Origin of the sequence: Rhodanobacter humi (assembly GCF_041107455.1) — a bacterium.
In the GTDB taxonomy this organism is placed as follows: domain Bacteria; phylum Pseudomonadota; class Gammaproteobacteria; order Xanthomonadales; family Rhodanobacteraceae; genus Rhodanobacter_A.
The window spans coordinates 573,249-585,689 of sequence record NZ_JBGBPY010000001.1 but is presented as its reverse complement, the minus strand read 5'-3'; the positions used below and the strand labels follow the sequence as shown (position 1 = coordinate 585,689).

9 protein-coding genes are annotated in these 12,441 nt (G+C 68.4%); 5 read left to right on the top strand and 4 right to left on the bottom strand.

Going from position 1 to position 12,441, the window contains the following annotated elements; all coding sequences use genetic code 11:
* Nucleotides 1-250: 250 nt before the first annotated feature.
* From AB7878_RS02715 to AB7878_RS02705, 3 genes are all read right to left on the bottom strand, one after another.
* On the bottom strand, nucleotides 251-631 hold the full coding sequence (locus AB7878_RS02715) for a hypothetical protein (protein WP_369492881.1): 381 nt from the start codon (nucleotides 629-631) through the stop codon (nucleotides 251-253).
* Nucleotides 632-764: 133 nt separating this feature from the next.
* Nucleotides 765-1,115, bottom strand: coding sequence for a hypothetical protein (locus AB7878_RS02710; RefSeq protein WP_369492880.1), 351 nt, complete (start codon nucleotides 1,113-1,115; stop codon nucleotides 765-767).
* 414 nt (nucleotides 1,116-1,529) lie between these two features.
* The gene (locus AB7878_RS02705) at nucleotides 1,530-2,327 is read right to left on the bottom strand and encodes a M48 family metallopeptidase (protein ID WP_369492879.1); all 798 of its coding nucleotides are present in this window, start codon (nucleotides 2,325-2,327) and stop codon (nucleotides 1,530-1,532) included.
* Nucleotides 2,328-2,434: 107 nt separating this feature from the next.
* On the opposite strand from AB7878_RS02705, the gene AB7878_RS02700 reads away from it, so the two are divergent.
* Nucleotides 2,435-3,037 (top strand): TetR/AcrR family transcriptional regulator, encoded by a 603-nt coding sequence (locus AB7878_RS02700; protein ID WP_369492878.1) that lies wholly within the window; start codon nucleotides 2,435-2,437, stop codon nucleotides 3,035-3,037.
* Nucleotides 3,038-3,062: 25 nt separating this feature from the next.
* Nucleotides 3,063-3,980, top strand: coding sequence for an alpha/beta fold hydrolase (locus AB7878_RS02695; RefSeq protein WP_369492877.1), 918 nt, complete (start codon nucleotides 3,063-3,065; stop codon nucleotides 3,978-3,980).
* A gap of 113 nt (nucleotides 3,981-4,093) precedes the next feature.
* Here the strand turns inward: AB7878_RS02695 and pdxR are convergent, their stop codons facing one another.
* Nucleotides 4,094-5,587: a MocR-like pyridoxine biosynthesis transcription factor PdxR gene (pdxR, locus tag AB7878_RS02690; RefSeq protein ID WP_369492876.1), complete on the bottom strand. Its 1,494-nt coding sequence runs from the start codon at nucleotides 5,585-5,587 to the stop codon at nucleotides 4,094-4,096.
* 88 nt (nucleotides 5,588-5,675) lie between these two features.
* Between pdxR and AB7878_RS02685 the strand changes: the two genes are divergently transcribed.
* The 3 genes from AB7878_RS02685 (at nucleotide 5,676) to AB7878_RS02675 (ending at nucleotide 12,047) form a co-directional block, all read left to right on the top strand.
* Nucleotides 5,676-6,647 carry a transporter gene (locus AB7878_RS02685; protein ID WP_369495706.1) on the top strand — a complete coding sequence of 324 codons (972 nt, stop codon included), beginning with the start codon at nucleotides 5,676-5,678 and terminating at the stop codon, nucleotides 6,645-6,647.
* A gap of 35 nt (nucleotides 6,648-6,682) precedes the next feature.
* A complete protein-coding gene (locus AB7878_RS02680) occupies nucleotides 6,683-7,744 on the top strand; it encodes a hypothetical protein (protein WP_369492875.1) in 1,062 nt (353 codons plus the stop codon).
* Between the two features lie 661 nt (nucleotides 7,745-8,405).
* A complete protein-coding gene (locus AB7878_RS02675; RefSeq protein WP_369492874.1) occupies nucleotides 8,406-12,047 on the top strand; it encodes a methylmalonyl-CoA mutase family protein in 3,642 nt (1,213 codons plus the stop codon).
* The last annotated feature ends 394 nt before the right edge of the window (nucleotides 12,048-12,441 follow it).

Below are 12,441 nucleotides of genomic sequence, written 5' to 3'. Positions count from 1 at the left end.
GGGCGTCCTGGCTGGCGTTTGCTGCCGGGATTGTCACCGACCGCGGGGATATTGTCCCCGTCAGTGTCCTTGTGCCTCGTCTCGCGGGCTGCGATGCAACAGGCGCCAGCAGTGGTTTCGACACCGCGCCTGGAACCATCGAAAGCCGGTACATCGTGGATCGGGATTCATCCCGACCGTGCGCTCCGGGACGCAAGTCGGGATGAATCCCGACCTGCGTCACCCGAGGTGCCTCGGACCATGCTCCGACTCAACCGCTCACCCACACACCCACATGGAAATGCCAGCCGTCGTTGCGCTGCTCCCAGTGCGGATGCACGTAGTGGTAGCCGGGGCGCGCCTCGCGCCAGTGGCCGGCGGTGGCGACATAACGGCCGCCTTCCCAGCGCCAATAGGCGTGCACCCAGACGTAGCCGGGGCGCGGCGGCGGCATCACTTCCACGATGCGCGGCGGCGGCGGTTGCGGCGCGATCACTTCCACCACTTCGGGCGGCGGTGGCGGCGCCTGGCGCTCAACGATCACTTCGCGCTGCACCGGGCGCGGGTGGTAGACCGGGCGCTCCTCGACGCAACCGGCCGCCACCGCGGCGGCAGCGGAGACGATCAGCAGACCTGCAAGACGTGACGACATGGGTTCCCCTCGTTGAGTGTGGTGAAGCGTGGATGGCGTTGCCGCGCCGTGGAAAGCGACGGTGAGTCCAGGGGGCGAAAACTGCGGCGAAACGGGCGTGGCATCGCCGCTCGCGCCGCAGGTTGTTGCATGTTCAGCGGGCCCAGTAGCCGGCGCTGAAATGCCAGTGGCCGCGCGGCCCCTGTTGCCAGCGCGCCGGCATGTAGTGGTAGCCCGGATGCACGCGCATCCAGCGGCCGCCCACCCACACGTGGCGATGCAGGCGCGGGCTCCACGACCAGTAGCCGGGCGCCCAGGCGTAGCCGCGACGCGGCGGCGGCGCCCGCTCGAAACGCGGCGGCGGCGGAGCCACGCCGATTCCCACGCCCACGCCGACCGACACCTGCGGCGCGGCCTGTGCCGCGGGCGTAGCGGCAAATCCGGCGCCGGCCAGCGCCAGCGCCAGCGCGGTCGACAGGATCAGGGCGGAAGACTTGCGACGCATCGTGTTCTCCGTGATCGCCGCGAAAGGCGGCGTGCGGTACAGAAAACGCCGCCTTGCGGCGCGTGTTGACGCGAGTGCCGCGCCGCATTCAGCTCCGGGTGGGGCACTTGGAGCCTGTTCATGACCTCCCCATGGCCCTCGTTGCCTTGCCGTGGCCGTCAGGTGGTGGCGCATGGTGCAGCGCCTACCCGGCTGGTAGAGCCTGCCCCCGCGAAAGCGGGGGTCAAGCCGCGCGCTGCCGCATGGCGGCCACGGCAAGGCAACCCCTGCACCCATCAATTCCGGGGCCGGGTCCGTTTGCCCGCATCCCTGCGTCATCACTCAGTCGTGGACGGACGTCCACTTCATCGTTCTTCCTTGGCCTACGCGCAAACAGCTCCCGGCGCGAGCCACGGGGAGATCATAAACAGGCTTCTACAAACGGCAGTCCGGTGCGTGGCCGCCGGCGCGGGCTTGTGCGTAGGTCGGCATCAGCGTCTGCGCTTCGGCCGCCAGCGTCTGCGCGCGATGCGCGGGCGAGGGGTGGGTGGAGAGGAAGGCCGGCACTTTCGCGCCGCCCTGCTGCTCCATCTTCGTCCACAGCGTGGCGGCGGCGCGCGGATCGAAGCCGGCACGCGCCATGGTGCGCAGGCCCAGCTCATCGGCCTCGCTTTCCTGGGTGCGCGAGAACGGCAGCAGGATGCCCAGTTCCGCGCCCGCGCCCAAGGCCGCGGCGGCATAGCCGGCATCGTTGCCGCGGCTGGCGGCGTAGGCCGTGCCGGCGAGCACCGCGGCCTGCGCCGCGTAGTTGTCCGACACGCGCTCGGCGCCGTGTCGCGCCACCACGTGCGAGAGCTCATGCCCCAGCGCCACGGCCAGCTGGTTCTGGTCGGTGGCGATCTTGAACATGCCGCGGTTCACGCCGATGCGCCCGCCGGGCAGGGCGAAGGCGTTGGCGCTGTCGTCGCCCACGATCTGCACTTCCCATTGCTGCGCGTTCCACGGCGGCGGCAGCACCGCGATCAGCGCATTCGCGACGCAGCTGGCGTAGGCACGCTCGCGCGGCGCATCCACGAACTTGCCCTGCTGGCGCATGGTGTTGAACGCGGTGAGGCCCATCTGACTCATGGTGTCGTCGGACACCATCATCAGCTGCGGGCGGCCGGTAGGCGAGGTGGCGCAGGCGGCGAGCAGGGTGGCGGCGAACAGTGCAGGCAGGGGATGCAGGCGCATGGGCTTCCTTCCTTACGACGGGCTGAGTTCCGAGCATAAGCGCAGGTTCGTGCGAGGGTCGTCACGGGGCTGGAAATAAAACGAACGGTCGTGCTATTTTGTGGCCCATGGAAACCGCAACTCCCGCCGGCAAGCGCGCCGCCACCCGCGACACCATTCTCGACCACGCCTACGTGCTGGCGCGCAGCGACGGGTTGGAAGGGCTGTCCATCGGCACGCTGGCGGCCGACGTGGGCATGTCCAAGAGCGGCGTGTTCGCGCACTTCGGTTCGCGCGAGGACTTGCAGCTGGCCGTGCTCGACCTGGGCGCGCAGCGCTTCATGGCCAACGTGCTGCTGCCTGCGCTGAAGCAGCCGCGCGGCCTGCCGCGCCTGCGCGCGATCGTGGCGCACTGGTTCGTCTGGGCGCGCAAGCACCAGAGTGGCTGCGTGCTGCTCTCCGCCGCCAGCGAGTACGACGGCCGCGACGGCGCGCTGCACGATGCCGTGGTGGCGCAGCAGGCCGGTTGGCGCCGCGAGCTGCAGAAGGCGATCGCGCACGCGGTGGCCGAGGGCCACCTGCGCGCTGACACCGACACCGACCAGCTCGCGTTCGAGATCTACGCGCTGCTGCTCGGCCTGCACCACGACGGCGGCCTGTTCGGCTACGACGAGGCCGAGCGCCACACCGCCGCGGCATTCGAGCGCCTGTGGCGCAGCTGGCAACCCTGACCCTTTCCCGCACGAGGCGCTCCCCATGTCCCCGCATGCCGCTTCCGTTTCCACCCGTCTGCGTCTCGGCGCGCTGCGCGCCGGCTTCATGCTTGGTGGCCGGTTGTCACCGAAGCGCACCGCCGACCGCGCCGCGCGACTGTTCGCCACGCCGTTCGCCAGCAGCCGCAGCCGTGCGCTGGCGGCGCCGGAGGGCGCCGCGATGCAGCGCGGCGAATTGCAGATCGGTGGCGAGCGCATCGCCACTTATGTCTGGGGCGACCCGGACACCCAACCGTATGCGCTGCTGGCGCACGGCTGGTCCAGTTTCGGCCTGCGCTTCCAGCCGTGGGTGGACGGCCTGCGCGCGTTGGGCTACGCCGTGGTGACGTTCGACCAGCCCGGCCACGGCCGCAGCAGCGGCCGGTTGTGCACGCTGCCCGAATTCACCGCCACGATCCGCGCGGTGGGCCGCCACTACGGCGAGGCCGCGCTGGCGGTGGGGCATTCGCTGGGCGGCGCCGCGCTGGTACTGGCGCAGGACGAGGACTGGCATGCGCAGCGCCTGGTGCTGGTGGCGCCCGCCGCCGACATGGCCGACGCGGCCAGCCGCTACTTCCATCTCGTGCGGCTGGGCGAGCACCTGCGCCAGGCCTTCTACGACTGGCTGCTGCGCCGCACCGGCATCAGCGTCGAACAGCTGGAGGTGCATCGTCGCCTGCCCGCGCTGGGCCAGCCCGCGCTGATCGTGCACGACCTCGACGACACCGACGTACCGTGGAGCGAGGGCGAACGCTACGCCCGCTACTGGCCCGGCGCACGCCTGCTCAGCACGCAGGGGTTGGGTCATCGCCGCGTGCTGGACGCGCCGGACACGATCAACGCCGCGCTGGCCTTCGTGCGCGGCGAAACGGTGGGCGAGCGCGTGATCGGCACGAGCGAGCTGCCGTTCGGCGTGGCTTGAGCGCTGTTCGCTACGGCAGCGCCGAAAGAACCGTCGCCCCAGCGACTCTCGATGCTCTCGATGGCAACGGCACTGGACTCCTGCCTGCGCAGGAGTGACGAGCAAAGACGTTCCTACAGACAGCGCCGCAGCCGACGCACGCCCTCCTCGATGGCACGCTCATCCACGCTGCCGTAGCCCAGGATCAGGCCGTTGCGTTTCACGTCGCCGCGATAGCACGGCGACAGCGGTCGTACCGACACGCCGGCTTGTGCCGCCCGCAGCGACAGGGCCACGTCGTCCACCTCCGGCGGCAGCAGCGCGGTCAGCTGCATGCCGGCCTCGGCGCCCACGACCTGCAATGTGCCGGGCAGATGCCGCTGGATCGCCGCCTGCAGCGCCGCGCGCCGCGTCGCGTACAGCACGCGCATGCGGCGGATGTGCCGTGCGAAGTGGCCTTCGCGGATGAAGTCGTGCAGCGCGCGCTGCGGCAGCATCGGCGAGCAGGTATCCAGCGCGTCGCGGGACGCGCGGAAGGCCGGCAGCAGGTCCTTCGGCGCCACCAGGTAACCCAGCCGCAACGCGGGGAACAGCACCTTGCTGAAGGTGCCCACGTAGATCACCCGCGCGTCGGCATCCAGCCCTTGCAGCGCGGCGATCGGCCGGCTGCCGTAGCGGTACTCGCTGTCGTAGTCGTCCTCGACGATCCAGCCGCCGGTGCGCGCGGCCCACTGCAGCAACTCGATGCGCCGCGCCGCGCTCAGCGTGGCGCCCAGCGGAAACTGGTGCGAGGGCGTGACGTAGGCCAGCCGCGCGGTCGGCGCGCGACGGATGCCCGCGGCCACGTCCAGCCCTTCCGCATCCACCGGCACCAGCACGGGCAGGGCGCCCACGGTTCCCAGCGCCTGGTGCGCGCCGGGGTAGCCGGGTTCCTCCACCCAGGCGCGGTCGCCGGGATCGAGCAGGGCGTGCGCGCAGATCTGCAGGCCGTGCTGCGCGCCGCTGGTGATCAGGATCTGTCCGGCGCCGGCGTGCGCCGCGCGCACCGTCGCCAGGTATTCGGCGATCGCCTCGCGCAACGGCGCGTAGCCCAGGGTGTCGCCGTAGACCAGCGCGTCGGCGCCGACGTGGCGCGCGTGCCGGCTCAGCAGGCGCGACCACACGCCGTGCGGAAAGTGATCGAGTGCCGGCACGCCCACGCGGAACGCGCCCTGGCTTTCCAGCCAGCTCTGCGGCGGCGCGGCCATCGCCGCCACCCGCGCGGCGACCCGGCGCGGCGCCGATGGCGCGGATGCGGGCGTCGTGCGCGGCGCGCGCCGCTGCGGCGCACCCGCGCCCTCGTGCGGGATCGCCGCCGCCACGCAGGTGCCGGCGCCGGTGAAGCTTTCCAGATAGCCCTCGGCATGCAACTGTTCGTAGGCGCCCAGCACCGGCAGGCGCGAGACGCCCAGCTCGCCCGCCAGCGCGCGGGTGGAGGGCACGCGCTGGCCCGGCCGCAGGCGGCCTTCGGCGATCGCACGGCGGAACCATTCCGCCAGCTGCTGGTAGATCGGCCCGCCGCCGTCCAGCGCGATCGCCGGCACCAGGCCGGTGGGCACGCGCTTCGTCACGCTTTGCCGAGTGGTCATGTCATGTTCTCGCCCGGTGGCTATTCGCTCGTACCACTTGCCTGCCTAGTCTGCCCCTGACGGGCGAACTGCGGAGGTGTCGGTGGTCATGCGTTGGCAGGCGAAAACGGCGCGGCGGACCGCGCGCCGCCTCGCGGCGCTGTGCGCCGGGCTGCTGGGCGTCGGCGTGGCCGCGGCGCAGGACGCCAGCCCGCCGCGCCAGGCGCTGGACGACGCCTGGTGGACCGGCCCGATGCTGGCCAATTCCGCCGAGACGCTGCCGACCGGGCACATGCTGATCGAGCCCTACGTCTACGACGTCACCTCGAAGGGCTCGGATGCCTTCGGCTCGCGCGCCTACGTGCTGTACGGGCTCACCGACCGGCTCACCGTAGGCCTGATCCCGATCATCGGCTACAACCGCGTCAGCAACGGGCCGAACAGCTCGGGCATCGGCCTCGGCGACCAGATCGTGCAGGCGCAGTACCGGCTCACCCGCTTCCATGAAGGCAGCTGGCTGCCCACGCTCGCCGTGCAACTGCAGGAGACGCTGCCCACCGGCCGTTACGACAACCTGGCGCGCGCCAGCGACGGCATGGGCGGCGGCGCCTGGGCCACCACGCTGGGCCTCAACGCGCAAAGCTATTTCTGGATGCCGAACGGCCGCCTGCTGCGGGTGCGGCTCAATCTCACGCGGACCTTCAGCGGCGATGCCGACGTGACCGGCGCCAGCGTCTACGGCACCGCGCCCGGTTTCCGCGGCACGGCACGGCCGGGCGACGCGTTCTACATCGGCACCTCGTTCGAATACAGCCTCACCCGCCGCTGGGTGCTGGCGTTGGACCTGTTCCGCAGCCATGGCGCGGCCACCCGCGTCGACGGCACCACCGATCCGGTCGATGCCTTGCCCACACCCGTGCATCTGCGGGCCGGCTCCAGCGATGCCTGGGGTTATGCGCCCGCGGTCGAATACAGCTTCAACTCCAGCCTCGGTGTGCTGCTGGGCGCGCGGGTGATCGTGGGCGGGCACAACGCGACGCGCTCGCTGACGCCGGCGATCGCGATCAACTACGTCCATTGATGTCGATACGTATTCCATCCAGGAGGACGAATCTCATGTGCACGACGACGATCTTGCGGACCTGCCTGCTTGCCCTGGTGGTGACGACGGCATGGCCGTCGGCATCGGCCGCGGGCGCGGTGCAAGGTGCCGATCAGCAGCACGCCTTCGATTTCCACTTCGGTACGTGGCGGACTGAAATCGAGAGCCGGGATGTCACGGCCTCGGGCGCCGGTGCGTGGGTCAAATTCACCGGCACGGTGATCGATCAGCCCCTGTGGAACGGGCGGGCCAACCTGGAGAAGATCGAAGCCTCCGGGCCCGGCGGTCACTTCCAGGGCCTGACGCTCTTTCTGTACAACCCGAAGTCCGGGCAATGGAGCGAGCAGTTCGCCGGCAGCAGCGACGGCACCATGCAGGAGCCTTCGTACGGAGCGTTCGCAAACGGGCGCGGCGTGTTCCATGGCCTGACCGAGGTCGATGGCAAGAAGGTCCTCGAACGCGACATCTGGTCGAACATCACGCCGGACTCCTACCACTACGAGATCGCCTCTTCGACCGACGGCGGCAAGACCTGGGTCACGAACTTCGTGGCGCAACTCACCCGATTGAAGAAGGCGCCCGACTACGACGTGCCCCACGCCCAAGGCGCCGGGCCGGAGCACGGCTTCGACTTCAACACGGGGCGCTGGTCGACCCGGATACGGGCGGTGCTGAATCCGCTGTCCGCACCCGGCGCGTGGAGCAACTTGGGCGGCACGCATGCGGTGTATCGCGTATGGGACGACTGGGCCAACGTGGGCCAGCTCGAAGTCGACGGGCCCGGCGGCCATGTCGAGGACCTCGCGCTGCGCCTGTACGACCGCAAGACGCAGCAGTGGCGGGTCTACTTCGCGAACAGCAAGACCGGGACGCTGGCCCCGCCGATGGTGGGCGAATTCAAGGGCGACACGGGCACCTTCATTGGCATGGACGAAGTCGACGGCAAGACCGTGCTGACCCGAAACGTCTGGTCCGGTATCACCGCGAAATCCTGCCGGCAGGATTGGGCCATCTCGACGGACGGAGGCAGGACCTGGGTCCCAACCTGGACTTCCGTCGACACGCTGGGCGGCTGATCCGACGAGAAACGCGACCATCCGTGACGAGGAGGCGCCGTGGCCTCGATATGCAAGGAAATCCTGCTGGATGCCGCCCCCGCGAATGTCTGGGCGACCATCAGCGGCGTCGGTGCGGCTCACGAACGCCTCCTGCCGGGTGACCCCGGTCATCGCTATCAGCTACGTGCACTGAGCCTCCGGATTGGCGTTGTGTCTCAGTAGCCCCACCACCGTTCGGCCTGAGCGTAGGCCCGTAGGGCCGGAGTCGAAGGGCCATCTGCGGCAGCGCTTCGACCTTCTCGCTCCTCAAAGCCGGCGCCATCCATGGCGTCGCCCCGCTTGCGCTTGCTGGCGCAAGCTACGCTCAGCGTGAACGGAGTCTTTGACTGAGACTCGACGCTAGGGAAGGTCAGATCAGTCGGCTTCTTGCTCGTCATTCCTGCGAAAGCAGGAATCCAGCGCCTTTGCATTCAAGCGATTACAGGCACTGGATCCCAGCTTTCGCTGGGATGACGAGCAAAATCAGAGGTTCCCTAGCCGGGTAAGAACCTTGGCCGCCGAGCCGCGCGGCAGGCCCGTGCGTGCCGGCCATGCCTGTCCGTATGTCGCAGCGCACCAGCGATGCTGCGGTGCATCGCACTAGAATCGTCAGGTTCAAGCACACGATGTCGGAGTCGCCATGAGTTCCCCCGCCAAGCACGTCCCAGCCGGCGCCCCCCAGGCCGAGACCACCCCGCTGCGCTTCGTCACCGCGGCCAGCCTGTTCGACGGCCACGACGCGGCGATCAACATCATGCGCCGCATCATCCAGAGCCAGGGCGCCGAGGTGGTCCACCTGGGCCACAACCGCTCGGTGGAGGACGTGGTGCGCGCCGCGCTGCAGGAGGATGCCGACGCCATCGCGCTGTCGTCCTACCAGGGCGGCCACGTCGAGTACTTCAAGTACATGGTGGACATGCTGAAGGAGAAGGGCGCCGCCCACATCCGCGTGTTCGGCGGCGGCGGCGGCACCATCACGCCGGAGGAGATCCGCGAGCTGCAGGCCTACGGCGTGGAGCGCATCTACCACCCCAACGACGGCATGAAGCTCGGCCTCACCGAGATGATCGAGGACGTGATGCAGCGTGCCGGCAAGGCCGCCGCGCAGCGCGCGCCCGACACTGCCGAGTCGAAAGTGAGCGTGGACGACGAGATCTCCATCGGCCACATGCTCAGCGCCATCGAAGAGGGCAAGCTCCCCGCCGCCGACCTCGACCACCTGCGCAAGCAGTGGAAGCTGGCCGGCAAGGCCACGCCCGTGCTCGGCCTCACCGGCACCGGCGGCGCGGGCAAGTCGTCCGTGGTGGACGAACTGCTGCTGCGCTTCCTGCACGCGTTCCCGCAGATGCGCATCGCCGTGCTCGCGGTCGATCCGACGCGTCGCCGCAGTGGTGGTGCCTTGCTGGGCGACCGCATCCGCATGAACGCGCTGCGCAGCCACCGCGTCTACATGCGCTCCATGGCCACGCGCCGCCAGCACACTGCGACGAACGCGGTGCTGCACGACTGCATCGACTTCCTCAAGGCGCAGCCCTACGACCTGGTGATCGTGGAAACCGCCGGCATCGGCCAGAGCGATTCCGAGATCGTCGACCTCGTCGATTTCCCGGTCTACGTGATGACCAGCGACTACGGCGCGGCCAGCCAGTTGGAGAAGATCGACATGATCGACTTCGCCGAGCTGGTGGTGCTCAACAAGTTCGACCGCCGCGGCGCCGAGGACGCGCTGCGCGACGTGCGCAAGCAGTGGAAGCGCAACCACACCGCGTTTGCCGTCAAGGACGAGGACGTGCCGGTGTACCCCACCATCGCCAGCCAGTTCAACGACCCCGGCGTGACCTGGATGTTCACCAACCTGTGCCGGCTGATGCGCGAGAAGCTGCACCTGCCGGCCGAATCGTGGTCGCCGCAGCTCGACACCACGCTGAAGGAGCCGCGCGCCACCGTGCTGATCCCCGGCAGCCGCGTGCGCTACCTCGCCGAGATCGCCGAGCAGGGCCGCGGCATCAACGCCTCCGTCGCCCACCAGGCCGAGGCCGCCAGCAACGCGCAGCATTACTACGAGTCGCTGAAGGAGCTGGGCGACGCGAAGCTGCCGAAGCCGCTGGAGCTGTACCACGCTGAAGATTTGCATGGGTCCTTCGACTCCGGTGCTGCGCACCTACGCTCAGGACGAACGGGGAATAGTGCGGATGCCCAGGAAACCGTTCACGCTGAGCGTAGCTCGCCGAAGGCGGGCGAAGTCGAAGCGCCGCACACCGTGGACCGCACCCTCCTGCTCCTCCGCCAGCGCTACAACGCCGCGCTCAAGGAACTCACCCACGAGTCCATCCACCTGCTGCGCGACTGGCCGAAGCTGCGCGAGTCGGTGACCAAGGACGTCAACGAATACAAGGTGCGCGACAAGACCATCCGCGTGGAGAACTACCGCGTATCGCTGAGCCACCAGAAGATCCCGAAAGTCGCGCCGCCCAAGACCGAGAGCTGGGGCGACCAGCTGCTGTTCCTCGGCAAGGAAAACCTGCCCGGCCACTACCCCTACACCGGCGGCGTGTATCCGTACCGCCGCAGCGGCGAGGACCCCACCCGCATGTTCGCGGGCGAGGGCACGCCCGAGCGCACCAACCGCCGCTTCCATTACCTGAGCCAGGGCGGCGCGGCCACGCGCCTCTCCACCGCGTTCGACTCGGTCACGCTGTACGGCGAAGACCCGGCACCGCGCCCCGACATCTACGGCAAGATCGGCAACTCCGGCGTCAACATCGCCACGCTGGACGACATGAAGAAGCTGTACTCCGGCTTCGACCTCAGCGCGCCCACCAGCTCCGTATCGATGACCATCAACGGCCCCGCGCCGATCATCCTCGCGATGTTCATGAACACCGCGATCGACCAGAACGTGGAGAAGCATCTCAAGGAAGACCCCGCGCGCTGGGCCGCGGCGCAGAAGCAGATCGCCGCGATGTACCCCCACGGCCGCCCGCAGTATTCCGGCGAGCTGCCCAAGGGCAATGAAGGCCTGGGCCTCGGCTTGCTCGGCGTCACCGGCGACCAGCTGGTGGACGCGGAGACCTACGCCCGCATCAAGGCCGAGACGCTCAGCAGCGTGCGCGGCACCGTGCAGGCCGACATCCTCAAGGAGGACCAGGCGCAGAACACCTGCATCTTCTCCACCGAGTTCGCCCTGCGCATGATGGGCGACATCCAGTCGTACTTCGTGGAGCACAAGGTCCGCAACTTCTACTCCGTCTCCATCTCCGGCTACCACATCGCCGAAGCCGGCGCGAACCCGATCAGCCAGCTCGCCTTCACCCTGAGCAACGGCTTCACCATCGTGGAGTACTACCTCGCGCGCGGCATGAAGATCGACGACTTCGCGCCCAACCTGTCGTTCTTCTTCTCCAACGGCATGGACCCGGAATACACCGTGATCGGCCGCGTGGCCCGTCGCATCTGGGCGCGCGCCATGCGCGAGCGCTACGGCGCCAGCGCGCGCAGCCAGATGATGAAGTACCACATCCAGACCTCAGGTCGCTCCCTGCACGCGCAGGAAATCCAGTTCAACGACATCCGCACCACGCTACAGGCGCTGTACGCCCTGTTTGACAACTGCAACAGCCTGCACACCAACGCCTACGACGAAGCCATCACCACGCCCACCGAAGAAAGTGTGCGCCGCGCCGTGGCGATCCAGATGATCATCAACAAGGAACTGGGCCTCAACTTCAACGAGAACCCCTGGCAGGGCAGCTACGTGGTCGAGGAACTCACCGACCTGGTGGAAGAAGCCGTGTACAAGGAGTTCGAAGCGATCAGCGAGCGCGGCGGCGTGCTCGGCGCGATGGACACCATGTACCAGCGCGGCAAGATCCAGGAAGAAAGCCTGTACTACGAGCACAAGAAGCACGACGGCTCGCTGCCGCTGATCGGCGTCAACACGTTCCTGCCCAAGGACCGCGGCGGCGAGATCGCCACCGAGATCGAGCTGATCCGCTCGACGGAGGAGGAGAAGGGGCAGCAGATCGACAACGTGCGAGCGTTCCAGAAGGCGCGCAATGCGCTGGCGCCGGCGGGGGAGACGTCATATGCGCATGGCACCGATTCCACGGACGCGCCCGTGCCGCAGGTGCATGACAAGCATGGGCTGGCCTACCTGCAGAACACCGCGCGGGATCGGAAGAACGTCTTCGCGGCGCTGATGGAGGCGGTGAAGACGCACTCGCTGGGGCAGATCAGCCATGCGCTGTATGACGTGGGTGGGGAGTATCGGCGCAACATGTGACGATTGATGCGATAAACCGGGGCCCGCACATTGCGGGCCTTATTCTTTGCATTGTTTGAGCGGCGTAATGCCGGGCCGGACTCGAAAAGCTGGCATGTCGAGGTACCCTTGAGTTAGGTTTCCTCAAACTCGCAGGCCGCGTCTTATGGCGCCCGCGAGGGCTTTCGTGCAGTTCGACCCGCCCATTTTAACAGGAGAATGTTGGTGGCTCAGGTCAAGTTGGTATCAGAGGCCGGTGCACTAATCGATGTGGCTCTGACTGCATCTATGCCCGTGGTGCTAGTCGCAGGCCAGGACTTCGATGCAGACAGTGTCTCCGCGTCAAGCATTCTCCCGAGATTGTGCGAGCGGCTGGGTCTCCCAAGGGGGGCTTCTTGGAACTCGGCCCTCGACA

Bases quoted from the DNA above. Each gene is read 5' to 3' on its own strand.
- AB7878_RS02715 (WP_369492881.1), bottom strand. From the start codon at position 631: ATGTCGTCACGTCTTGCAGGTCTGCTGATCGTCTCCGCTGCCGCCGCG.
- AB7878_RS02710 (WP_369492880.1), bottom strand. From the start codon at position 1,115: ATGCGTCGCAAGTCTTCCGCCCTGATCCTGTCGACCGCGCTGGCGCTG.
- AB7878_RS02705 (WP_369492879.1), bottom strand. From the start codon at position 2,327: ATGCGCCTGCATCCCCTGCCTGCACTGTTCGCCGCCACCCTGCTCGCC.
- AB7878_RS02700 (WP_369492878.1), top strand. From the start codon at position 2,435: ATGGAAACCGCAACTCCCGCCGGCAAGCGCGCCGCCACCCGCGACACC.
- AB7878_RS02695 (WP_369492877.1), top strand. From the start codon at position 3,063: ATGTCCCCGCATGCCGCTTCCGTTTCCACCCGTCTGCGTCTCGGCGCG.
- pdxR (WP_369492876.1), bottom strand. From the start codon at position 5,587: ATGACCACTCGGCAAAGCGTGACGAAGCGCGTGCCCACCGGCCTGGTG.
- AB7878_RS02685 (WP_369495706.1), top strand. From the start codon at position 5,676: ATGCGTTGGCAGGCGAAAACGGCGCGGCGGACCGCGCGCCGCCTCGCG.
- AB7878_RS02680 (WP_369492875.1), top strand. From the start codon at position 6,683: ATGTGCACGACGACGATCTTGCGGACCTGCCTGCTTGCCCTGGTGGTG.
- AB7878_RS02675 (WP_369492874.1), top strand. From the start codon at position 8,406: ATGAGTTCCCCCGCCAAGCACGTCCCAGCCGGCGCCCCCCAGGCCGAG.